At 42.5% G+C, this 21425-nt stretch carries 25 protein-coding genes and 1 tRNA gene; 16 read left to right on the forward strand and 10 right to left on the reverse strand.

All coding sequences use genetic code 11. The features are described 5' to 3' along the window. Positions 1-26 precede the first annotated feature (26 nt). The 3 genes from J0B03_RS11595 (at position 27) to J0B03_RS11605 (ending at position 3918) form a co-directional block, all read left to right on the forward strand. A complete protein-coding gene (locus J0B03_RS11595; protein ID WP_207299758.1) occupies positions 27-1109 on the forward strand; it encodes a uroporphyrinogen decarboxylase/cobalamine-independent methonine synthase family protein in 1083 nt (360 codons plus the stop codon). A gap of 86 nt (positions 1110-1195) precedes the next feature. Then, positions 1196-3007 carry a RecQ family ATP-dependent DNA helicase gene (locus J0B03_RS11600; RefSeq protein WP_207299759.1) on the forward strand — a complete coding sequence of 604 codons (1812 nt, stop codon included), beginning with the start codon at positions 1196-1198 and terminating at the stop codon, positions 3005-3007. A 101-nt stretch (positions 3008-3108) separates the two neighbouring features. Next, positions 3109-3918, forward strand: coding sequence for a metallophosphoesterase (locus tag J0B03_RS11605; RefSeq protein WP_207299760.1), 810 nt, complete (start codon positions 3109-3111; stop codon positions 3916-3918). A gap of 139 nt (positions 3919-4057) precedes the next feature. On the opposite strand, the gene J0B03_RS11610 is transcribed toward J0B03_RS11605, so the two are convergent. Then, complete coding sequence (locus J0B03_RS11610; protein WP_207299761.1) at positions 4058-4849, reverse strand: DUF4412 domain-containing protein; 792 nt, start codon at positions 4847-4849, stop codon at positions 4058-4060. Positions 4850-5009: 160 nt separating this feature from the next. Here J0B03_RS11610 and J0B03_RS11615 point away from each other — a divergent pair, with 160 nt between their 5' ends. Both J0B03_RS11615 and J0B03_RS11620 read left to right on the forward strand, forming a co-directional pair. Continuing rightward, positions 5010-6065 (forward strand): inorganic phosphate transporter, encoded by a 1056-nt coding sequence (locus J0B03_RS11615; RefSeq protein WP_207299762.1) that lies wholly within the window; start codon positions 5010-5012, stop codon positions 6063-6065. A 12-nt stretch (positions 6066-6077) separates the two neighbouring features. Next, on the forward strand, positions 6078-6710 hold the full coding sequence (locus J0B03_RS11620; RefSeq protein WP_207299763.1) for a DUF47 domain-containing protein: 633 nt from the start codon (positions 6078-6080) through the stop codon (positions 6708-6710). Between the two features lie 17 nt (positions 6711-6727). Here the strand turns inward: J0B03_RS11620 and J0B03_RS11625 are convergent, their stop codons facing one another. Both J0B03_RS11625 and J0B03_RS11630 read right to left on the reverse strand, forming a co-directional pair. Further along, positions 6728-7279, reverse strand: a complete 552-nt coding sequence (locus J0B03_RS11625; protein ID WP_207299764.1) for a nitroreductase family protein — start codon at positions 7277-7279, stop codon at positions 6728-6730. Next, the gene (locus tag J0B03_RS11630) at positions 7263-7790 is read right to left on the reverse strand and encodes a YbaK/EbsC family protein (RefSeq protein WP_207299765.1); all 528 of its coding nucleotides are present in this window, start codon (positions 7788-7790) and stop codon (positions 7263-7265) included. Before J0B03_RS11630 ends, J0B03_RS11625 begins: the two co-directional genes overlap by 17 nt. 162 nt (positions 7791-7952) lie before the next feature. On the opposite strand from J0B03_RS11630, the gene J0B03_RS11635 reads away from it, so the two are divergent. Next, positions 7953-8537, forward strand: a complete 585-nt coding sequence (locus tag J0B03_RS11635) for a helix-turn-helix domain-containing protein (protein WP_207299766.1) — start codon at positions 7953-7955, stop codon at positions 8535-8537. 115 nt (positions 8538-8652) lie between these two features. Then, the gene (locus J0B03_RS11640) at positions 8653-8973 is read left to right on the forward strand and encodes a putative heavy metal-binding protein (RefSeq protein WP_207299767.1); all 321 of its coding nucleotides are present in this window, start codon (positions 8653-8655) and stop codon (positions 8971-8973) included. A gap of 244 nt (positions 8974-9217) precedes the next feature. On the opposite strand, the gene J0B03_RS11645 is transcribed toward J0B03_RS11640, so the two are convergent. Beyond that, on the reverse strand, positions 9218-10120 hold the full coding sequence (locus J0B03_RS11645) for a LysR family transcriptional regulator (protein ID WP_207299768.1): 903 nt from the start codon (positions 10118-10120) through the stop codon (positions 9218-9220). Positions 10121-10239: 119 nt separating this feature from the next. Between J0B03_RS11645 and J0B03_RS11650 the strand changes: the two genes are divergently transcribed. The 6 genes from J0B03_RS11650 (at position 10240) to J0B03_RS11675 (ending at position 15472) form a co-directional block, all read left to right on the forward strand. Continuing rightward, the gene (locus J0B03_RS11650; RefSeq protein WP_207299769.1) at positions 10240-11127 is read left to right on the forward strand and encodes a DMT family transporter; all 888 of its coding nucleotides are present in this window, start codon (positions 10240-10242) and stop codon (positions 11125-11127) included. Positions 11128-11190: 63 nt separating this feature from the next. After that, positions 11191-11604: a MarR family winged helix-turn-helix transcriptional regulator gene (locus tag J0B03_RS11655; protein WP_207299770.1), complete on the forward strand. Its 414-nt coding sequence runs from the start codon at positions 11191-11193 to the stop codon at positions 11602-11604. 20 nt (positions 11605-11624) lie between these two features. Next, positions 11625-12404: a TspO-related membrane protein gene (locus tag J0B03_RS11660; protein WP_207299771.1), complete on the forward strand. Its 780-nt coding sequence runs from the start codon at positions 11625-11627 to the stop codon at positions 12402-12404. 146 nt (positions 12405-12550) lie between these two features. Next, positions 12551-12730, forward strand: coding sequence for a hypothetical protein (locus J0B03_RS11665; RefSeq protein WP_207299772.1), 180 nt, complete (start codon positions 12551-12553; stop codon positions 12728-12730). Positions 12731-12887: 157 nt separating this feature from the next. Beyond that, on the forward strand, positions 12888-14837 hold the full coding sequence (locus tag J0B03_RS11670) for an oxidoreductase (RefSeq protein ID WP_207299773.1): 1950 nt from the start codon (positions 12888-12890) through the stop codon (positions 14835-14837). Positions 14838-14911: 74 nt separating this feature from the next. Beyond that, positions 14912-15472, forward strand: coding sequence for a PadR family transcriptional regulator (locus J0B03_RS11675; protein WP_207299774.1), 561 nt, complete (start codon positions 14912-14914; stop codon positions 15470-15472). Positions 15473-15554: 82 nt separating this feature from the next. Here the strand turns inward: J0B03_RS11675 and J0B03_RS11680 are convergent, their stop codons facing one another. From J0B03_RS11680 to J0B03_RS11690, 4 genes are read right to left on the reverse strand one after another with little or no spacing between them, the layout of a single operon-like run. Continuing rightward, the gene (locus tag J0B03_RS11680) at positions 15555-15929 is read right to left on the reverse strand and encodes a YjbQ family protein (RefSeq protein ID WP_309485104.1); all 375 of its coding nucleotides are present in this window, start codon (positions 15927-15929) and stop codon (positions 15555-15557) included. Beyond that, positions 15916-16077 (reverse strand): YjbQ family protein, encoded by a 162-nt coding sequence (locus J0B03_RS12410; protein ID WP_309485105.1) that lies wholly within the window; start codon positions 16075-16077, stop codon positions 15916-15918. The genes J0B03_RS11680 and J0B03_RS12410 overlap by 14 nt, the downstream gene beginning before the upstream one ends. 22 nt (positions 16078-16099) lie before the next feature. Then, complete coding sequence (locus tag J0B03_RS11685; protein WP_207299775.1) at positions 16100-16786, reverse strand: triose-phosphate isomerase; 687 nt, start codon at positions 16784-16786, stop codon at positions 16100-16102. Between the two features lie 16 nt (positions 16787-16802). After that, positions 16803-17642 carry a class II fructose-bisphosphate aldolase gene (locus J0B03_RS11690; RefSeq protein ID WP_207299776.1) on the reverse strand — a complete coding sequence of 280 codons (840 nt, stop codon included), beginning with the start codon at positions 17640-17642 and terminating at the stop codon, positions 16803-16805. Between the two features lie 511 nt (positions 17643-18153). On the opposite strand from J0B03_RS11690, the gene J0B03_RS11695 reads away from it, so the two are divergent. Beyond that, positions 18154-18780, forward strand: a complete 627-nt coding sequence (locus J0B03_RS11695; protein WP_207299777.1) for a pentapeptide repeat-containing protein — start codon at positions 18154-18156, stop codon at positions 18778-18780. A gap of 42 nt (positions 18781-18822) precedes the next feature. Beyond that, a complete protein-coding gene (locus tag J0B03_RS11700) occupies positions 18823-19344 on the forward strand; it encodes a DUF6125 family protein (protein WP_207299778.1) in 522 nt (173 codons plus the stop codon). 154 nt (positions 19345-19498) lie between these two features. Here J0B03_RS11700 and J0B03_RS11705 read toward each other — a convergent pair. Beyond that, a tRNA-Ala gene (locus J0B03_RS11705) sits at positions 19499-19574 on the reverse strand. A 121-nt stretch (positions 19575-19695) separates the two neighbouring features. Here J0B03_RS11705 and J0B03_RS11710 point away from each other — a divergent pair. Continuing rightward, a complete protein-coding gene (locus tag J0B03_RS11710) occupies positions 19696-20481 on the forward strand; it encodes a nitroreductase family protein (RefSeq protein WP_207299779.1) in 786 nt (261 codons plus the stop codon). Positions 20482-20807: 326 nt separating this feature from the next. On the opposite strand, the gene J0B03_RS11715 is transcribed toward J0B03_RS11710, so the two are convergent. After that, positions 20808-21407 carry a redoxin domain-containing protein gene (locus J0B03_RS11715; protein ID WP_207299780.1) on the reverse strand — a complete coding sequence of 200 codons (600 nt, stop codon included), beginning with the start codon at positions 21405-21407 and terminating at the stop codon, positions 20808-20810. Positions 21408-21425 lie beyond the last annotated feature (18 nt).

The raw sequence follows: 21425 nt of genomic DNA on the forward strand, positions 1-21425 counted from the left end.
ACAACTATTTTGAGGAGGTAGTACGCATGTCCAAGATTCCGTTCAACGAAGCTGAATTGAAAGTAGTACGAGAGCAACCAGGTTTTATGGGACCGCCCATTCCAATTTTTGATTTTCCGATCAGTATGAGGGAAAATCATGCACGTTTGTATAAAAAAGATCCGGTATGGTACCCATTGGGTATGGAAACCGGTTTGTTTTGTCCCTCTGTTTATCCGGATAATCCAGCCAGAGGTTTTGTGATCGAAGCCAACATGGTTCCCCCGGAAGACGGCAAAGTGATTGAAGACATGTTCGGGATCCCTTGGGAATATGTGGGTATTGCCGGTGGTTCCATGGTTCGCCCAGGAGACCATTTGTTGAAAAATGTAAATGATTGGGAAAAAGTATTGACATTCCCGGATATCGATAGTTGGGACTGGGAAGCCAGTGCGGAAGCCAACAAAGATTTTTTAAACAATGGAAAAGCCAACAGCATCTGGATGTTGAACGGCTGGTGGTTTGAACGTCTGGTGTCCTTCATGGGCTTTGAAGCCGCTGCCATGGCATTGGTGGATGAAGACCAGGAAGATGCTGTGAAAGCCTTGTTTGAAGCCACTACGGACCTGGGTTGCCGTTTGGTGGATAAATTCGTAGAAGTGTATGACAACTTTGACATCGTTTGCGTTCACGATGACTGGGGTTCTCAACAATCCCCGTTCTTCTCGGAAGACACTGCCATGGAAATGATCGTACCCTACATGAAAAAATTGGTGGATCACATCCACTCCAAAGGCTTGATCGCAGACCTGCATAGTTGCGGACATATTTCAAAGCGAATCGGCTGCATACTGGAAGCCGGTTGGGACAGCTGGACTCCACAGGCCATGAACGATACTTGGGAGCTGTTTGAAAATCATGGAGATAAGATCATCTTCAGTGTCATTCCGGAACAATTCGATCCGGCAACGACCAGCGAAGAAGACCAACGACGATACGCCAGAGAGTTTTTTGAAAAAGTGAATGTACCAGGCAAAATTTCCGCCGTGAGTTTGTATGGCGGTGGAGTTTTGACCAATGCTTATCGGGAAGAGTTGTACAAAGTTTCCCGGATCGCATACAGCAAGTAAGATCGATAAAACCTTCTTATTCCACGCGGGATAAGAAGGTTTTTTTTAGTTTTAGCGTATAAGGAAGTGAAAGAAGGCTGAAGTTTATGGAAATACACAATATGTATACAGAAAAACAACTATTGGAAGCAGGGAAACGATTTTTCAATCTCTCTGCATTTCGGGAAGGCCAGTTGCCGTTGATCCAGGCAATATTATACGGAAACAACGTATTGGGGATACTTCCTACTGGAGCGGGCAAGTCCATCTGTTTCCAATTACCGGCTCTCTTGAGCAATGATGTCAGTCTTGTCGTTTCGCCGCTCAAATCGTTGATGAAAGACCAGGTAGAAAATCTTTGGGACACGGGCATAAAATCGGCAGATTATTTGGATAGCTCCAAAAGCAATGAAGAGAAAGTCAAAATTCTTCGCAAACTGAAAAATGGAGAGATCAATATACTGTACCTCTCTCCGGAGCGGCTGCATGGAAGGCGTTTTCGGGCAGCTCTGTCAAAAGCAATATACCCCAGATCTTTGAAGTACTTTATTGTGGATGAAGCCCATTGTATATCTGAATGGGGTCATGATTTTCGTCCGGCATATCTTTGCTTGTTGAAAGCAGCGGATGAGTTGGGAGCGAAACAACGAGTTGCTGTGACAGCAACGGCTTCACCTATTGTTCAAAGTGATATTTTAAGAACCTTGGAAATATCAAGAGATCAGGTGTATCATAGTTTGTCCCTTGATCGCAGAGAACTGGGGTTGCAGGTGTTGATGGTTCCCGATTCTAGTCCAAAGGAAAGAACATTGAAACAAGCGCTGGAGGTGTTGAATAAAAAATATTCCAATGGAAGTGGTTTGATTTTTACGGTATATGCTGCTCCGGATGGGAATCTCACTGCACCACTTGGGACTCGTTTTATTCAACAATATTTGCAGGAACAGAAAATAGATTCGGAAATCTATCACGGAAAGCTCTCCGATAAAGAACGGCTACAGGTCCAAAATGCATTCAAAAAAAATCAGGTGTCTTTGTTGGTTGCCACCAAGGGATTTGGCATGGGGATCGATAAACCGGACATACGCTATGTGATCCACATGTGTTACCCAGGAAGTTTGGAAGCATATTATCAAGAGGCAGGAAGGGCAGGGCGAGACCGGGAAGAGTCGGTGGTGTTGATTTTGGCAAGATATCGAAAATCACAATGTGTGCAAAATTCCATGGAGTTTCAAGGGATGGAACCCTTGTGTGTGAATAAGTGGTCTTGCTTTTATGGAAATGGAGAAAAATGTGACTATGGCATGCAAGCCAAGTTTATTTACGACAGTTGTCCCACTCCAGAAATATTAAGGCAAGAGATCACTGCATGCTTCCATGAGTTGAAGACGGCATCCGATGAAAGTAGAAGGGTATCCATACTGTGGCACCACGACAAATCGATCCGACGGCAGACATTGTTGTACTATTTCGAAAAACATGGATTGGTCCAGGAATATGAGCTTGATAGATTCGAAGAACAAGGCCAGGGTTTCAATATTTTACTGCACTCATCCTGTTGGTGCGAAGAAATGATGGAAAGCAGACTGGAACTCGTGATACAGGACATGCTGAAACGAAAGAAACAAAAATACATAGCGTTAAAACAGATCCAGGATTATGTGGAAAATAGTAATATTTGTCGCAGGGAACGATTGTTGCGATATTTTGAGGACAAGACAGAGTTTGGAGTGGATGGGTGTGGGTTTTGCGACGTGGACGGTCTAAATGATTTTTCCAATATCGATTTCGGAACAACAAGGAATGACCCCATGGGGTCCATAAATAAGGTTGAAAAAAGAAATTGGTTGTCGGAAACTGATTTTTGGATCGTGATTGCTTTGACTGCAGGGATTTTTTTGGCGGCATTGTTTTTTTAGGATGGACAGGCAATGGGGGAAAGTAGATAATGGTAGCAAACAAAGGAGGTTGAAAAGAGATCGACAAGAAAAAAAGTTTTTTAAAATATAAAAGATTGGCTTTGCTTCTTGTAAGCTTGGTTGCATATCTGCTCTGGCAGAATATCTCCATTGGGGTAAGTTTCTATTCCTATTCCGATGAAAGAGTGCCGGAAGGCTTGAAAGGTCTTCGCATTGTGCAGATTTCCGATCTTCATAATTGGAATGTGAAAGATCGTTTGCTGGAAAAGCTGATCGAGGAAGCGCCTGATTTGATTTTCATTACAGGGGATCTGATCGATCGAAGAAAAACAAGAGTGGATGTAGCACTGGACCAAGTGGAGGAATGGGTCAAGATCGCTCCAGTTTTCTATGTCAGTGGAAACCATGAAGAACTTAGTGAAGAATTCGATATTTTGCGAAGTGGAATGATGAATTTGGGAGTCCACTTACTGGAAGATCATATGGAGGATTTTATTTATCATGGAGAACATGTGATGATCGCCGGTTTGAAGGATCCTGCAGGAGAAATGGGGGAAGTGGACTACCTTTTTGATGACGACGTGGATTCTGTAAGCAAGCGACTTGATCTTGTGCTTGCTAATAGAGACGGGTCATTTTTCATTCTTCTGTCCCATCGACCGGAGTTGATGGAAGAATACAAAAATCACGAGGCACCATTGGTTTTTGCCGGACATGCTCACGGTGGTCAGGTTCGGTTGCCCGTAATAGGAGGGTTGGTTGCGCCAAATCAGGGCTTTTTTCCAAGATATGATGCAGGTGTCTACGTAGAGGATAAAACGACGATGATCGTCAGCAGGGGGCTGGGAAACAGCATTTTCCCCCTGCGTATCGGCAATTCTCCGGAATTGGTCGTGGTGGAATTCCGGTAAGTTGTCGTATTTCGATGATATAGACCATTTCTTCGGAATGCAAAGGAAAAGTTTAGAAAAATAATAATAGCAAGACCAAGTACAAGGAGAGACCCTGTACTTGGTCTTGATCGATACGTATTTTCAAAAACGTGTGTTATTACTCTTCGTCCAAATCCATCCAGTCATCTGGCAGATCCATCATGTCGTCCCACTCAATGACCTGATAATCGGATGGGATGACAAACACATCATCCGAAATGTTTCCCACCTGAAGGTCGCTGGTCTCCGACACGACATTTTCACTGGGGTCATCACCAACAAATTCCACACGCATGGTAAAACCATACTCTTCATGGATCCACATTTTTACTTTGGAATCATCATCTTCGTTGACGCTTTCTACGATAAAACAAGGTTCTCCATTGATCACTTCTTTTCCGAGGAGCGTCAATGTTTCATCATCCATGGTGTCCGGGAGATTGTCAAAAGATACCGGATCATCATCCATTTCCATGCCATCGTCATCCCAACTCATCTTTAAGGCGGTTTTATTGGTCACATCCAATGTATAGGAGGCGTCTTTGTCATATAACATGATGTAAGGTTTGCCATCCTGTGAGCTTTCCATTTTTACGTTGTCGCCTTTGATCCAGATCTTGGAAGAGGTTGTCCCAAAATCAGAGGTCATGGTGACCGTATATGCATATTCCGTTAATTGTTGTCCTTGCTGGATCAATGCTGCCAATTCGGACTCGGTAATTTCGGTTTCCGGTTCCGGTTCTGGCTCCGGATCGTTGGAAGGATCTGTTGTCGATTCGTTGTTGGGTTGGTCGTTTTCATCGGAAGCCGACTCTTTGGGACTGCAGCTGGAAAAACTTAAAATCAATGCAACAATGATTATTACACTAATAATGATTCTGACAGTTTTTGCTCGCATCATGGGATTCATTCCATCTCTTCCTTTCTGATCATTCTTTATTAATTGTACCCTTTTCTAAAAAGTCAAATCATTCCTGCTGTTTCATTTCTGAAGTTATGGGAATAAACAATGGAAAAGGCACGACTAGTACATTTGAAATGTGATAATGAAACGCTTTGGGAGGAACATTATGGATGTGACCATTTATGGTTTTCTGCAGCAAATGTTGGATCGGCCGGAATTATTTGTGACGGTGATGCTGACGTTGGGTGTTTTTTTGGTCAATGGATGGACCGATGCTCCCAATGCCATAGCAACCTGCATCACTACAAGATCATTGTCGATTCGCAAGGCCATCGTTATGGCTGCCATTCTGAACTTTTTTGGTGTTTTTTTAATGATGCTGATCAATTCAACGGTAGCTCAAACTATATATCGGATGGTGGACTTTGGCGGAGATGCCAGGCATGCGTTGATTGCGCTTTGTGCGGCCATGGTGGCCATCGTCACTTGGGCGACCCTTGCCTGGAGACTTGGATTTCCAACCAGCGAAAGTCATGCACTGATTGCAGGAATTTCTGGTGCGGCCATCGCTCTCCAAAATGGGTTAGGTGGAATCAATGGCACTGAATGGATAAAGATCATTTATGGTTTGGTTTTCTCCTTGTCTTTTGGCATGGGACTGGGATATCTTTTTACGACTGCCATACGAATTGTTTTTAGGGCCGGCAAACAGCGAAAACTGACGTCAATGTTCAAAAAAGCGCAGATCCTAGGATCGGGGGCCATGGCATTCATGCATGGCGCACAAGACGGTCAGAAGTTTCTGGGTGTTTTCATGCTTGGTGTATTTTTGTCCCAAGGAGAGGCGGGGCAAACGAATTTTGCGGTACCTTTGTGGATCGTTTTACTATGTTCTTTGATCATGGCATTTGGCACATCTGTAGGTGGTGTTCGAATTATTAAAACCGTTGGTTTGGATATGGTGAAACTGCAACCATATCAAGGTTTTTCCGCAGACTTTGCAGCTTCGATCACCTTGTTGCTGTCATCTATGTTTGGTTTTCCCGTCAGTACCACCCACACAAAAACAACAGCTATAATGGGATCAGGAATGGCAGTACGGATGGGAAGCATCAATTGGAGTGTTGTAAAAAACATGGCATATGCATGGATTTTGACATTTCCCGGATGCGGGTTGTTGGGTTATCTCATGGCAAAGTTGTTTCTATATATTTTTACTTAAGGGGGTTGTTTCATGAAATTATTCAATAAAGAAGCGAAATTTGATTACATCGTATTTTTTGACCGCTTCTCCAAATATACGGTGGATGCAGCAAAGTATTTGGACCAAGTGTTGTCCCATTTTGATCAAGTGTCTTTAGAAGAGCAGGTTCGGACCATGCATGACATCGAAAAATCTGCAGATTTGGAGAAAAAACAGATGCTGGTCAAGTTGATCGATGAGTTTCTACCACCCATCGATAAAGAGGACATCATCGATTTGTCTCACAAGATCGATGATGTTACCGATGCTATCGAAGAGGTGTTGGTTTCCTATTACACGTATCATATAACACAGGTAACCAAAGAAGCGCTGATCTTTACCAGAATGATCAGGGATGCATCCATCGAGATGAACAAGTGCCTGGTAGCAATGCAAAAATACAAAAAAAACAATGATGTTTTCGAACATATCGGAAAAGTCAATCGAATCAAATCAGAAGGGGAAAAGCTTTATAAAGTGACGGTGGCAGAGTTGTATCAGGCGGAGGCGGATCCTCAAACAGCTTATGAATATACCGAAATATATAAAGCAATGCGCAACTGTTATCTATATTGTAAAAGAGTGACCAATGGAGTCGAAAAAGTCGTCATGAAAAACCTTTAACATAACAGGGAAGACCTCTAAAGAAAGAGGTCTTCCAAATTTTTTCGGACATTGGGTTTTTCCCGATCCAAGAGATCTTCATCCAACTTCCACTTATCGCCAGGTTTTCCAACTGCGACTACCGTAATGATTTGGTAATCATCAGGAATGGAAAACAGAGAGCGGGCCAGATTTCGATTGTAACCACCCATGGCATGGGTATAGAGACCTCTGCGTTGGGCTTCCAGGGAAAGGTATCCCCATGCTGTTCCTGCATCGAACATGCTCCAATGGTTTTCCTTTCCGTTACTCTCAAAGTTCTTTTTTGATAAGATCAAAATCAACACAGGGGCTTGGATGGCCCAACGACGGTTTCCGTCATTCAAGATGCTTCTCATTCGTTGCAGGCGATCGCCTTCCTGGGCTACGATAAAGCGCCAAGGTTGTTCATTGTTGCAGGAAGGAGCATAGCGTGCCGCTTCCAATAACGCAAATAGATCGGTTTCCGATACCGCATCTTGGCTAAACGCCCTTGGCGACCATCGTTCCTTTATTTCAGGCATGATTTCATATTCAAATGTTCGATTCATATGGATTCTCCTCCATCCTTAAATTATAATCATTGTTTTCGTCAAGCCACCCTTTACATACATCGATCCAGTCAATGGGTTTGGCGTGATGTTCCAATTGGGATATGGTGAGCTCGATGGCACTGTTGCTGCTGCCGCAGGCAGGAAAAACGGTGTCAAATCGTTGCAAGGATACATCCAGATAGATGGAAACCCCGTCATTGACTGCAAAGGGACAAATGCCGCCAATATCAAACCCGATCCGGGCCTTGGTTTCCGATGGAGGGATCATCTTTGCTTTGACACCAAAAAAGGCTTTGTATTTGCCGTTGTCGACTTTGGCATCGCCAGCGGTGACGATGAGTATCGATTTTTTATCAACTTGGAAAGACAAGGTTTTGGCGATGCGGCGTTCTTCACACTCCAGAGCCTTTGCAGCCAAAACTACCGTGGCGCTGGAAGTAGGAAACTCCCGTATGAGATGATTCATTCCTTCCGACTTAAAATAGGTTCGAACTTTCTCCAAACTCAAGCTGTTTTCCTCCCGTTCCGTCCATTCTTGTGGTACATTGAATATGGTACCACAAAACGATAATTTCGTCGCCTGAAATGTGCATATCCATTGGCAAGGTAAACGGAGCGTTTATTGATTGTTCCTGTCGACAAGCCTATAATGAAAAACGAGGTGGAATTTATGGATCCGATAAAAACCGGGAATTTAATAAAAACATTGCGCTTGGAATTGGGTATGACCCAGCAACAACTGGCAGATGGCATTTTTGTCAGCGATAAAGCTGTTTCAAAATGGGAACGGGGAGTCGGATGCCCGGATGCATCATTGCTTCCTTTGTTGGGAAACATACTCGGTATCGATCCAGCCACCATCTTGTCTGGGGAATTGAACCCCAATGAGTCCATGGGAGGAAATATGAAAAGATTGAAATTTTACGTTTGTGGCGAATGTGGAAACATTCTAACATCTACTGAAGAAGCATCCATTTCTTGCTGCGGAAGAAAATTGATGTCACTTGAATCAAAAAAAGCAAGAGAAGAAGAAAAATTATCGGTGGCTATCTTGGAAGGGGATTATTATATCAGCTCTGATCATGAAATGTCCAAGAACAACCACATTGCCTTTGTTGCTTTTTTAAACGGAGATACGCTTCTCCTTCGAAAATTATATCCGGAGTGGAATTTATCTACAAGAATTCCAAAGTTGAGTCGCGGCGTTTTGTATTGGTATAGTACCCAGGACGGTCTTTATCATCAGTATGTTTAATCAAAACAGCTTTTTCATCCAATAGAACAGGATGGGAGGGCTGTTTTTGAAATGGTTGTATTTTGTATAGAGTTTGTTATAATCAAGATATTAATAAGAGAAAAGAGGGAAGCACATGATCGTAACAACCACCCCCCATGTGGATGGGAAAAAAATCGTGGAATACAAAGGGATCGTTTTTGGAGAAGTGATCTCCGGTGTAGATTTCATCAAGGATTTTGCGGCAGGATTGACCAACTTTTTTGGTGGACGATCGGGGTCGTACGAAGGTGAATTGATCAAAGCCAGGGAAGAAGCTTTGGGAGAAATGGAAAAAAGAGCCTATTCCATGGGAGCAAATGCCGTCGTTGGCGTGGACATCGATTATGAAACCCTGGGCCAGGGTGGAAACATGCTGATGGTGACTGCCTCTGGCACGGCGGTAATAGTCGAATAAAGAAAGCCGTTGCAATGGAACTGTCCTTGCAGCGGCTTTTTTGTCGTTATCCATTGTTATTTTTCTTTGCCAAATTTCTAGCCCAATGAACCACCAAGGACGCTCCGAGGATACTACCTGCCATGGATCCCAACTTTCCAACAGCTTCATAACCGAGGACACCGGCAAACTCAAATGTGGTAAAGAAATTGCCGCCGAGGTACATGCCCGCGAGTAGACCGATGACGAAATTGTTTCCCCATTTCTAAACAGATGATAGATCGTTTCCGGAGCCTTCTGGATGTCGGAAATCCAAATATTCAATAAAGCGTTTTACTGCAGTGGATGCAGTTTTCTTATCTCGTAAGGCGAGTCCGATATTTCGATAAGCGGGCACGTCCAATTCCTTTGTCACAATTCGATATGGTATGCGCTGAAGGATCAGTTGGGGTAGGATGCTGATCCCCAGACCGCTCTCCACCATGGACATGATTGCATAGTCGTCCCACGTCGTAAAGTGTGCCTTGGGGGTCATGCCGTGACGCTCAAAAATGTAGGAAATTTCTGCCTTCGCTCCCTTTTCCAATAGCATGAAAGGGTAATCACCCAAAGCGCCGACGGGAAATTGCCGGCAATGGGCCAATGGATGGGTCTCTTGTAGAATGACCAGGAGGTTGTCTTTTTCCAGGAAGATCGTCTCCAGATCCGGATGAGTCGGAAGTCGGAGAAACCCGCAGTCGACCCGGCCCTCCAGGATCCAATTCTCGATTTCCGTGTAATCGCCCAATAGCAGTTCGTAGTCGATCCCAGGATATGTTTTTTGAAATTCCTTGATGATGTTGGGAAGCCAGTGAGTGGCGACGCTGGAAAAAGTACCGATTCGGATCAATCCGGTTTGGACACCGTTTAATTCATCTACATGAGATTTTAATTTTTCAAATTCTTGACAAAGCTTCTGAGCGTAGGGCAAAAGACTCATTCCGTCGGAGGTCAATCGAACCCCGGTCCGATCCCGTTCCAACAGGGAAAGGTTCCAATCTTGTTCCAAATCACGGATCATACGACTGATTCCTGATTGAGAATAGTTTAAAACCTCACCCGCTTTAGTGAAACTCCCATATTCCACAGTTTTGACGAAAGCAAGAAATTTTTGAATGTTTGTTTCCAAGTTGAGTCCCCTCCAATCATTACAAAATCAAATATAAAATATGCAAATAATTTGTTTTTGTAATTTATAAGACCATGATAAACTAAGAATGCGAAATAGTCAAGGTTAGGAGGAAAACTATGCAAGCCGCATATATCAAATACGTCATGGCTTTGATCTTGTTTGGAACTAATGGCATCGTAGCGAGTAAAATTTACATGAATAGTTATGAAATCGTCTTTTGGCGGACATTGATCGGCAGTGCATTTCTACTGTCGATTTTTTTGATAACAAGAAAAACAGGGGTTTTTAAGAGCAAAAAAGAAGGAAAACATTTTAGTTTTGTGATTCTATCAGGCATTGCTATGGGAGCTAGTTGGATGTTTCTTTACGAGGCTTACGTACAGATGGGGGTCGGCATGGCATCCTTGACTTACTACTGCGGTCCTGTGATCGTGATGGGTTTGTCTCCCATTCTCTTTCAAGAAAAAATGACATGGGGAAAAGTGGTTGGACTTACGGGTGCCTTGGTAGGACTTTTGCTGACCAACGGCATGGATGTTGTGAGCAAGGGATTAAATTCAGGTCTGGTGTTTGGACTGTTCTCTGCGTTGATGTATGCTTTTATGGTCATTTTCAACAAAAAAGCCACGACGATTGTAGGGCTTGAAAATGTCGTGATTCAACTGTTCTTCAGTTTTGTGACGGTAGCAGTGTTTTTGCTATGGAAAGCAGGGACTGTAGAGCCAGTAGAAGCAGGAAACCTGGCACCCTTGGTCTTCTTGGGTTTTGTCAATACGGGAGTTGGTTGTTATCTCTATTTTTCCTCCATCAACTGGTTGACTGCGTCCTTCGTATCCATCATAGGATATTTGGAACCGCTTTCTGCGTTGCTTTTCTCTGCACTTTTGCTACAAGAACGACTGACATGGATCCAGGGGCTAGGAGCGGTGTTTATCATCGGCGGTGGATTGTTCAGCGAACTTTATCGAAGAGAAAAGAGGATCTCAGATGCAGAGACCTATTGAATGGTTGCCAAACAAACTGTTGTATTATACAATTGTATTATACAACGAAGAGGAGGTGGATCTTTGTTTATATGTGATATCAGTGTCTTCAATAAATATGGGAAACAAATGTTGGACGAGAAGCTCCAATCGCTCAATATGGATTGGCATGAGATGGTTGTTCTATTGGTTTTGGAACAAATACCCGGTATCAGTCAGACAAGGTTGGTTCCTTTTTTGCAGACAGACAAGGCCAATGTGACTAAGATCTTGCAAGGCATGGAAAAAAAGAAACAGATCCACAGAGAGTTGGATGCAAATGACCACAGGAACAAAGTCTGTCGTCTTACCAGCAAGGGATCAAAACTGCTTCCCTTGTTGCATGATGTGATGAAAGACTGGGAATCCGCTTGTTTTCAAGATGTGACCGAAGAAGAGTTGATTTCGTTTCAAAAAGTTACAAAAACGATCACGAAAAATTTGATGAACGAATTTTAAACTTAATGGAGGAGAACAGTATGGACAGAACAAAAAAAGCGTGGATCAATGCATTGTTTTTAGCGGTTACTTTAGCAATCAACACCTTGGGTGCCTTGGGAATCATCAACGGACTTTCGCAAAAGGAAATTTCTGATATGTATTTGACGTTGATCACTCCAGGACCGGCAACGTTCAGTATTTGGAGTGTGATCTATTCCCTGATCATCATTTCAATTATAGCTATGATCGTAAAGAAAAATGATTCTTATTATCAGCAAGCTGTAGATGAGATCACCGGCTTGTTTCGAATATCATGCATATTAAATATTTTGTGGATCGTTTCTTTTTCTTACGTATTGGTAGAACTCAGTCTTTTGTTCATTTTTGCTTTTGTAATCAGTTTGGCCTTGCTCGGTCGAAAACTGCTGAAGATCCAGGAAAAGAAGCGGTGGTTGCTGCCATTGACCTTTGGTTTTTATACCGGCTGGCTTTTTATCGCCACAGTAGTCAACACGGCGGCGGCATTGGTAAAATTGGAGTGGAACGGGTTTGGTATTTCACAAGAGACATGGGCCGTCATCATTTTGATCGTAGCGATAGTTTTGGTTTTTGCAGTATTGCTGAAACTCCGAAATGCAGTATTTCCATTGCCCGTTGCTTGGGCCTACTTCGGGATCTATCAATTTTTAAGCATGCCGGAAGGATTCAATGGAGCTTATCCCTTGGTACAAACCGTGGCCCTTGCAGGCATGGCGGTGTTGATCGGTCTATCCGCCATACAGCTTTACCGGAATCGATTTGAGCTATTAGGTCGTTGAATGATCGTCATGAATTACGGTGTGTCGATTCTTGGAAAGAGCGATTGGGCATGCCACTTGCAAAAAGAATGGACAGATATTCCAGGTGGCGTATAATAGAGATGAAGTAGAAATGATCACGCAGTGAATGGAAAGAGGCGCAAACCATGGACGAGAAAACCATAGATAAAATGAAAAAACTGATCTATGAGAAAAAGAACAAGAGTGCACAACAAGGTAAAGCCAATGGGGTATCAGAAAAAGTGGGGGAAGATCCACCAAAGGGTTTAAAAGCACCAAACGCGGCGGTTCCATCACGAAGTAAAGCAAACGATGGCAACAGTTGACAAGACGGAAACAAAAGAAGTACAGACTTGTGCGAACAGTCGGTACTTTTTTTTTGAAAACAAACATGTCACTATTGACATGTTTGGAATTTGTGAATATAATTACAGTAATTGTTTGATAATTAATAAACAAATTCTTTAAAGGGAGAGATCGTTCATGGAAAGAAAGTATCCAAATCTTAGCAAGCCCATCCAAATCGGAAATGTTGTATTTCGGAATCGCATGTTTTCAGCACCAATGGGAGGAACGGATATTACTGCAGATTGTACCATTGGCCCCAAAACCACTGCTTTTTATGAGTTGAGGGCAAAAGGCGGTGCAGGTGCTGTGACCGTTAGTGAAGTGGTGGTACATCCGGAAACAGAAGGTTCTCACATGTTTCATTTGGACTTGAAAACCGTAGGCTCATTATCAAGCTTTACCTATACAGCCGATGCGATCCGAAGGCATGGGGCCATTGCCAGTGTGGAACTTTCCCACTCAGGCCAATATGCAGGTACTTATTTGACGGACAAAGACAAAAAACAGGGATTGGCCCAATGGGGTCCCAGTGCCACGGTTCGGCCGGATGGCCTGGAAGTGAAAGAATTGACCCAGGAACTCATCGACGACATTGTGGAAGCTTATGGAAAGTGTGCAGAAGCAGCAAAAAGAGCCGGTTTTGAGATGATCATGGTCCACGGAGGTCATGGTTGGCTGGTGAATCAATTTTTGTCACCCTATTTTAATCACCGAAAAGATCAATACGGTGGATCTTTGGAAAATCGTGTTCGCTTTGCACAAGAAGTTCTGGCAAGAGTACGCCAAGCAGTTGGTCCTGGATTTCCCATCGAGTTTCGCATGAGCGGGTCAGAGCTCTTCGACGGTGGATACGATCTGGAGGAAGGCGTTCGTATCGCAAAAATATTGGAGCCCCAAATCGATTTGCTTCATGTATCTGCAGGAACCTACCAAAGAGGATTCAGCGATACTCATCCGTCCATGTTCAAGCCCCACGGAAGCAATGTTTATCTTGCTGCAGAAATGAAAAAGCACGTAAAAATTCCAGTAGCCACTGTTGGCGGACTCAATGATCCGGACATGATGGAAGAGATCATCGCATCCGGGAAAGCCGACGTTGTTGAGATGGCTCGTGCCTTGTTGGCGGACCATGAACTTCCCAAGAAAGTAGTAACCAACAGGGAGGAAGACATCCTCCACTGTATGAGATGTTTTGTTTGCATGGCAGAACGTGTCGTTACATCTACCCGAAGATGTTCCATCAACCCGTATATCGGCAGAGAGTTGGAAGGCATGGAAATCACCCCGGCTCCTGTCAAGAAAAAAGTACTGGTTGCCGGTGGAGGACCGGCCGGTTTGAAAGCGGCGCTAACGGCCGCCCAACGAGGCCATGATGTGGTACTCTGTGAAAAATCCTCCCAGTTGGGTGGGATCCTGATCGGAGAACAAGCCATACCTTTTAAATATGAGATGTACAAGCTGGGTGTAACTTTGGCCAAACTGGTAACCGATGCTGGAGTGGATATCCGCCTGAATACGGAAGTAAACAAAGAGGTTGCAGATCAGGAAAAAGCGGATGTACTTGTCATAGCCGTCGGTTCGGAGCCGATGTTGCCGCCGATCCCCGGTTTGGATGGAGACAATGTCATCATCGTCAACGACTATCACTTGCACCAGAACAAGGTTGCCGAAGAAGTCGTTGTACTCGGTGGAGGACTGGCAGGTTCGGAAGCAGCCATACACTTGGCCCGTGAAGGGAAAAAAGTTCATTTGGTGGAAATGGGTCTTGAGCTGGCACCCGATGCAAACATTCGTCACCGTCCCATCTTGTTAAAGGAGATCGAAGATTTGAAAATCCAAGTGTTGAAGGAACACAAGGGCATTCGAATCACGGAAGATGGTGTCATCTGTGTAAATAAGGATGGGAAAGAAATACTGGTTCCAGGTAAGACGATCATTTGCGCTTTGGGGCAAAAATCTCGGAGAAATGTGGTGTCAGAATTGCTGGATTGTGCTCCGGTGATATCTCAAGTAGGGGACTGTGTGAAAGTTGCAGACATTACTCAAGCAATTTACCAAGGTCACCACGCGGCCATGGATATTTGATGAAAGATTCGTTTGATTCTTCAAGTCTTGCTGGTGTACACTAGAGGAGATTACTAGAATATAGGAGGTCTCCAGTGAGAACGCTAAAATATGCCATATTAGGATTGCTCAATCGTCGATCCATGACCGGATATGATTTGATGAAAGACTTCAACTTGGACCTGGTAAACTTTTGGTATGCAAGACACAGCCAAATCTATCCGGAGCTGAAAAAATTGACGGATGAAGGTCTAATTACTTATGAAACAATCATCCAGGGTGAAAGAATGGAAAAAAAGTTGTACTCCATCACACAGCAAGGTCAAAAGGATTTTGCGGCGTGGATCCTGGAAAAGGACCTTCTGGAACCGACGCCAAAAGATATCTTCCGATTGAAGACCTATTTCATCGAAGCCATGGAACTGGATCAAATGATCGATCACTTTGAGTATCAGCTGGAGCAACGGGAAGAAAAATTAAAAAAATTGAAGAATACCATGGATCACCACCCTTTTACCAAAGGATGGGTTAAAATCGGTACTACCAAATACGGAGATTATATCGTGTTGAAAGGTGCTGTCATGAGAGAACAAACGTATATCCAATGGCTGAAAGAATGCATTGAAGAGATGCAATGTGGTATTTTAAAGAAGTAGAATGCGAGCAGTCCTTTTCAATGGGACTGCTCGTTTTTCCATGTTTGCATTTTTATAGAGTACCGGTTTCGGTACTCTTTTTTCAATCGCCAATTATTATAATTTTACATTTTCTTTGTCGAGGACGAGTACGATCAAAATCTGCAAAATAAACACTACCCGTGTTTCCGGCATCCAGTTTTCCTTGGTCTACATCAAATACCTCGCTGGAACCCACTAACGTAGCTTTAAGGTGAGCATCGCCGTTCCACAATGCTTTACGGTCTCCATCGGGCAAGTAGTCCTTGGCATTCGGCCAAGATTCCACCACCGCGTAGTGTTCTTCTCCAGGATAGACATATGTTTCAGCGCTATTATGATTGGGAATGATCTTTTCGAGAACATTGTTTAAATCGACTTGCAGAGATTCATTACCATTTTCATCTATATCGTGAACATATTCTTCAAAAAAAAACACCGCATGTTGTATGAGGGGAAATAACTACGCAGATCCCATTCATTATTCCACTTTCCAGTATTGCTTCTTTTACTTCTTCCGTAATGTTTACATACGTGGGGGTCTTTCCGTGAGATGCAACATCAATATTTTTTTTATATACAGTCAATTTGGGTCCTCCTAAATCATCATCATTGGCAGGCATTGAAAGCAGCTTCTACCATTTCGGCCAACATTTGGGTTGGATTTTCAGCTTCCACAATTCCACTGGTACCGCCCGTGCCGTCTGCTCCAAGCGAGATGGTGCGATAAACATCCTCAGCCGTACTAATTCCTGCACCTTGCATCACAAGAGTTGTTTCACTGACCTTTTTTACGGTGTGATTTGTAACTTTTATATAGGACGCATCGCTAGTTTCTCCGGTCCCGATCAATTCAGTTGGCTCACATAAAATAATATCCGGATTCAGTGTTGCTAATGCTTTCGCTTCCTTTAACGAATCGGCGCAAACAATAGTCAATAGATCCAATTCGGTTGCACGTTCTACGGATTTTATTAAATCTGCAAATGTCAAAGGTCGTTCAGCATGATTTAAAAACGTTGCCCTGGCTCCTGCATGATAGACGGATTCTGGTAATACGGCCCCCATGCCTCGTCCAGGCTCAATGCCATCAATATGTTGTGCGGTAACGATAATGTTTTCTGTCGCATCAGCGATTGCTGCTAAATCTGGGTAGGGAGCCGTAACAAAAATTGAAATAGGATATTTTTTTGCCAGTTCATCCGCTTTTTTCGCTAAATCCAACAATTCTTCCCCATACAAATATGACTTTGGATTAAATACAAAAAATGGTGTTTTGATTTCTTTTTTCGACATGTTTATCCTCTCCCAATTACAATTTGACTGGTTGTGTTTGAAAAACATCAAAATAATGATTCAATACTTTATACATGCCCCTGTTTGCCAGTTGTTTCAATTCAATATAACCACCGGGGACATTTTCTTTTATTTCATCAAATGCTCCATTTATAAAATCGGTGTATATATTGATTTTTGATATACCGGAAATCGCACACTTTTTAAGGTTAGCATCTCCTGTAGAAGAGCCGCCGTGTAGGACCAAAGGTATATCCACGACAAGAGCTATTTCTCGTAAACGTTGAAAATTCAATTTAGGAGAGCCCTTGTATACTCCGTGTGCAGTACCAATTGAGATGGCAAGAGAATCTACATTCGTTCTGCTCACAAACTCCACAACATCGTCCACTTCCGTATAAACTGATTTCGTCAACGTTTCGGATTCAGAGGTATCATTCGCGCCGACGTGTCCTAATTCTGCCTCTACAGACACATTATATTTGTGTGCGTATTCGACTACTTTTTCAGTCTTTTCTATATTCGCTTCAAAAGATTCTTGAGACGCATCGATCATGACAGAAGTAAAACCTAGTTCAATAGCCTTGAAAATAAAATCCATATCTTCTCCATGATCCAAATGAAGGACAATGGGGACGGAAACCCTTTTAGCCAATAATTTTCCGATAACCGCCGCTTCATCAAGAGAAATAATGGATTCATGAGATTGGGCAAATGGTAATATTAAAGGTAATCCTCTCTCTTGCGCAGTATTGACGAACGTTCGGGCTGAATCCAAATCAATGAAATTTGTGGCTGGAATTGCAAAACCTTTCTTTTTTGCTTCCAATAATAAGATTTTTGAATTTGTTAACATAATAAAACCTCCGATCGATATCACAAAACGATGTCACTCAACATTGCGAACTCCCGACAATGCAAAGCTGAACTTACCTTCTTATACCCCTTATAATATTAGATTAGTCATAAATCCCTTTTTATAGATCAAATCACTAGATGACTTACGGTAAAATGAGAATCAAAATTGCATCAAATTATCAACACAGGCAAGAATACACACCATTCTGTAATCAGGTGACGAATTGCTTGAGTTGACGAAGCTTTTACAACGAATCGATTTTTGCATCAAATATTATTGTTGGTGAGCTAGAACCTGTGATATCATACATCAAAGCAAATTGTTAGGATGTGGAATCAAGTCGGCATTCAATGGTATAATTGAATGGTTCGACAGAAGTCTGAATCCTGATATTTTCAACCAATGAATCGATACTCTCTTTATAGAGACTCAGATGCTACATTTTTTTTGAAAGTTCTATACCTGCTGCTGTAGACTGGAAAGAGATTGATAGATAGGAGGGGATCAAATGACCAAAGAAGATGGGATGTTAAAAAGCAAGGTGGATGCAGCAAAGGTTGATGGAGAAAACCTGATCGAGTTGGAAACTTTCGCAAATGAACGCCATTTTGAATTGGATATGTCATCCATAGACTTTGAACATGTAAGGTTTTACCAGTGCCGATTTGAAAGGTGCAATTTTATGAAATCCAGTTTTCGCAGTGTAGAATTTGAAGACTGCAACTTTTCCAACTGCAAATTTCTCGATTCTTATTGGAACCAAGTTATGATCAAAGGAACAAAGGGTGATGGCGGAGATTTCAGTGAGAGCCATTTCAAGATTGTTGCGATGGAGAACACCACCATGAGATATTCCAACTTTGCTCGTGGGGTCTTTGAAAACTGCCAAATTCGGGATTGTCAGTTTCAAGAGGCCTTTTTATCAGAAGTAAAATTCAAAAAAACAAGCATATCCGAAGTCAACTTTAGTTCTGCTGATTTTTATAAGACCAAACTGAAAGGGCTGGATTTGTCCACTTCCAATATTGAAGGGATTTTACTTTCGGAAGGGTTTCCAGAGTTAAAAGATGCAACGATCAATATGTTTCAGGCAGCAGAAATCGTAGGAAAGCTTGGAATCAAAGTGATTTGGTGAACCCGGAAATTTGAAAAAAACGACACATTCTGGAGGTGCTGTATGTCTAACAAAACGATCAGTCAATTGGAAAAAAAAGATCTATTGAAACTGATCGATATATATGCAAAGAACTGGTTGGCCATGGATGGTGTTTGGTTTCAGTCCATTGAGAAAAAATTTGGAATGGATGAAGCCGTCGAACATGATCAAAATGCTTGGAAAGATTTCACTGTCATTGAAGCCAAAAGAATCAAAGTTTTTTTAAATTTGCCAGAGAAAGCGGGCATAGATGGATTAAAAAAGGCCTTAGCCTTCAGAATGTATGCCAATATCAATGAAGATGAGATCATAATCGAAGATAATGTACTGATTTACAAAACGTTAGACTGTCGTGTTCAAAATGCAAGAAAGCGTAAAGGGATGGAATTTCACCCATGCAAGTCTGTAGGCATTATTGAATACAGTTATTTCGCCAAAACAATCGATGATCGGTTTGCTTGCGAGGCTCTAAGCTGTTACCCTGAAATAACCGATGACACCTGCAACTGCTCCTGGAAATTTACACTTCAGGTGGATCAGTAGTAAAGATTAGCCGTAATATATGGCCTGTTATTGTATTTAGTGACGTTGATTAAAGTCGGCTTGAGGTTGGTTTAGAGTACCGTCATGCATTCGTCAGAAAATAGAAAAAACCACCTGAGAATGACCAAGTCATCAACAGGTGGTGATTATTCAATGGTGGAGATAAGGGGACTTGAACCCCTGACCTCCTGACTGCCAGTCAGGCGCGCTCCCAACTGCGCTATACCCCCACAACAAGTACTTAAATAATATAACACAGGAATAAAAAAAAATCCATACTTAAAATCAAATTGTTTAGAAAAAGCAACAAACGGTATAAATAATAGATATACAGAATTAGGGGGGAGAAAAATGGATTCGATCGATCGAAGAAAGTCGGTTCGTAATTATAAAAGCAGATTTTTGGATGCGGATACCATATCGGAAATATTGCACATTTTGGATGAGGAACAGGTAGGACCGAGTGGTCGCAGGATGAAGTTCGAATTCATCGCAGAAAATTTGGACCAAAATACACGAAAAATCGTCACTTATGGTTTTTTAAGAGGGCGGTATGGGGCTATTGTTGCATGGGTGAATGAAGAAAAGTACGCATATATTGATTATGGTTATTTGTTGGAAAAAATTGCATTGCGCTTGGTGGACATCGGTATAGGAACCTGTTGGCTGGGCGGATCCTTTTCCAAACAAAGCATAATCGAAGCTATGGAGATGGACAAAAGTTTTGAAAAAACCATCCCGGCAATCCTGGCAGTGGGATACGAAGAAGAAGGCCGAAGTGTACGAGATTTGATCATCAGCAAAACAAAAAGAAAGAGAAAAGATTTTAACGACTTCTTTTTTACCGGAGCACTTACCGAAATCGAGGAAGAATTCCAGAAAGAGATTCTTGAGGGTGTTCGCTGGGCACCGTCTGCCATGAACCGACAACCGGTTCGAGTCATTTGGGACGAACACAGGGTCCATTTTTATCTGGTGGATGTATCCACTTCACTTCGCTATTTGGATATGGGAGTGGCCATGCGACATTTTGAGGAGCGAGCTCTTGAACATGGAATCAAAGGAAAATGGGTCGTTGATGAACAAGCAACTTTGACCAACTGGGTCTATTTGTATACATTTGTTGTAGAAAGTTAAAACACATAGAAATATTATAAAATATGCTTTACATACAATATATCACGTGGTATAATATTTGTACAAAGTAAAGTAAACGGCAAACCGAAGCAGTTCCCAAAATCATTAAGAAGCAGCGACTCAAGTAAGTCTTGTCCATTCCACAACGTTGGATGTGGAGGAGTAACCAAAGGATCGATGCGGGTTTTGGTGATGGAAAACCGATGAAACGCTTTGTAAAAATCCATTAGCCATAGAAAGGAAACTTGGATGACTAATGAATCAATGTCTTAAGGGGCAGCCTCCATTAAATTGAAGGACTGCCCCTTAAGACTTTTTTGTTGGGTTCAGGGATTTCTTAAATCGGATATGGCTTGTTCCATCATGTCATAGGTCAGCGTTCCCATAAAACCGGAAACAAAATTTCCGTTCTGATCGATAAAATAGGAAGTAGGGATCCCATTGACGCGATAGAGGGAACCGATATCTCGTTTTTCATCCAGCAGGATTTGAAAAGTCAATCCGTAATCCTCAGCAAATCCCTGGGCTGTATTTTTGGCATCACCAAGGTTAACAGCAAGGATCACAAGTTCATCCTTGTATTTTTGATGGATCCGTTCCATGTCAGGCATTTCTTCTTTGCATGGACCACACCAACTGGCCCAAAAATTCAAGAACACATATTTACCATTGTAATCCGACAAACGAACGGTATTTCCGTCGAGATCCGTAAGCGTGAAATCCGGCGCAGGGATCAGTTCTTCCGGTTCTTCTACATCGTTTTTATCATTGTCCGGCAGATCGTTTTCGTTTCCCACATCCTCGCTTTCGGAATCGTTGTTTGACAAATCCGTATTTTCGTCTTGATTCATAAGCGCATATCCAATGGCGATGGCCATAATGACCAAAAGTATGATAATAATATATGTGGTTCTATTTTTTTTCATGTTTTATCCTTCCTTCCG

The organism is Alkalibacter rhizosphaerae (genome assembly GCF_017352215.1).
Taxonomy (GTDB): Bacteria; Bacillota; Clostridia; order Eubacteriales; family Alkalibacteraceae; genus Alkalibacter; species Alkalibacter rhizosphaerae.

Bases quoted from the DNA above. Each gene is read 5' to 3' on its own strand.
- J0B03_RS11595 (WP_207299758.1), top strand. From the start codon at position 27: ATGTCCAAGATTCCGTTCAACGAAGCTGAATTGAAAGTAGTACGAGAG.
- J0B03_RS11600 (WP_207299759.1), top strand. From the start codon at position 1,196: ATGGAAATACACAATATGTATACAGAAAAACAACTATTGGAAGCAGGG.
- J0B03_RS11610 (WP_207299761.1), bottom strand. From the start codon at position 4,849: ATGAATCCCATGATGCGAGCAAAAACTGTCAGAATCATTATTAGTGTA.
- J0B03_RS11615 (WP_207299762.1), top strand. From the start codon at position 5,010: ATGGATGTGACCATTTATGGTTTTCTGCAGCAAATGTTGGATCGGCCG.
- J0B03_RS11620 (WP_207299763.1), top strand. From the start codon at position 6,078: ATGAAATTATTCAATAAAGAAGCGAAATTTGATTACATCGTATTTTTT.
- J0B03_RS11625 (WP_207299764.1), bottom strand. From the start codon at position 7,279: ATGAATCGAACATTTGAATATGAAATCATGCCTGAAATAAAGGAACGA.
- J0B03_RS11635 (WP_207299766.1), top strand. From the start codon at position 7,953: ATGGATCCGATAAAAACCGGGAATTTAATAAAAACATTGCGCTTGGAA.
- J0B03_RS11640 (WP_207299767.1), top strand. From the start codon at position 8,653: ATGATCGTAACAACCACCCCCCATGTGGATGGGAAAAAAATCGTGGAA.
- J0B03_RS11650 (WP_207299769.1), top strand. From the start codon at position 10,240: ATGCAAGCCGCATATATCAAATACGTCATGGCTTTGATCTTGTTTGGA.
- J0B03_RS11660 (WP_207299771.1), top strand. From the start codon at position 11,625: ATGGACAGAACAAAAAAAGCGTGGATCAATGCATTGTTTTTAGCGGTT.
- J0B03_RS11665 (WP_207299772.1), top strand. From the start codon at position 12,551: ATGGACGAGAAAACCATAGATAAAATGAAAAAACTGATCTATGAGAAA.
- J0B03_RS11670 (WP_207299773.1), top strand. From the start codon at position 12,888: ATGGAAAGAAAGTATCCAAATCTTAGCAAGCCCATCCAAATCGGAAAT.
- J0B03_RS11685 (WP_207299775.1), bottom strand. From the start codon at position 16,786: ATGTCGAAAAAAGAAATCAAAACACCATTTTTTGTATTTAATCCAAAG.
- J0B03_RS11690 (WP_207299776.1), bottom strand. From the start codon at position 17,642: ATGTTAACAAATTCAAAAATCTTATTATTGGAAGCAAAAAAGAAAGGT.
- J0B03_RS11695 (WP_207299777.1), top strand. From the start codon at position 18,154: ATGACCAAAGAAGATGGGATGTTAAAAAGCAAGGTGGATGCAGCAAAG.
- J0B03_RS11700 (WP_207299778.1), top strand. From the start codon at position 18,823: ATGTCTAACAAAACGATCAGTCAATTGGAAAAAAAAGATCTATTGAAA.
- J0B03_RS11710 (WP_207299779.1), top strand. From the start codon at position 19,696: ATGGATTCGATCGATCGAAGAAAGTCGGTTCGTAATTATAAAAGCAGA.
- J0B03_RS11715 (WP_207299780.1), bottom strand. From the start codon at position 21,407: ATGAAAAAAAATAGAACCACATATATTATTATCATACTTTTGGTCATT.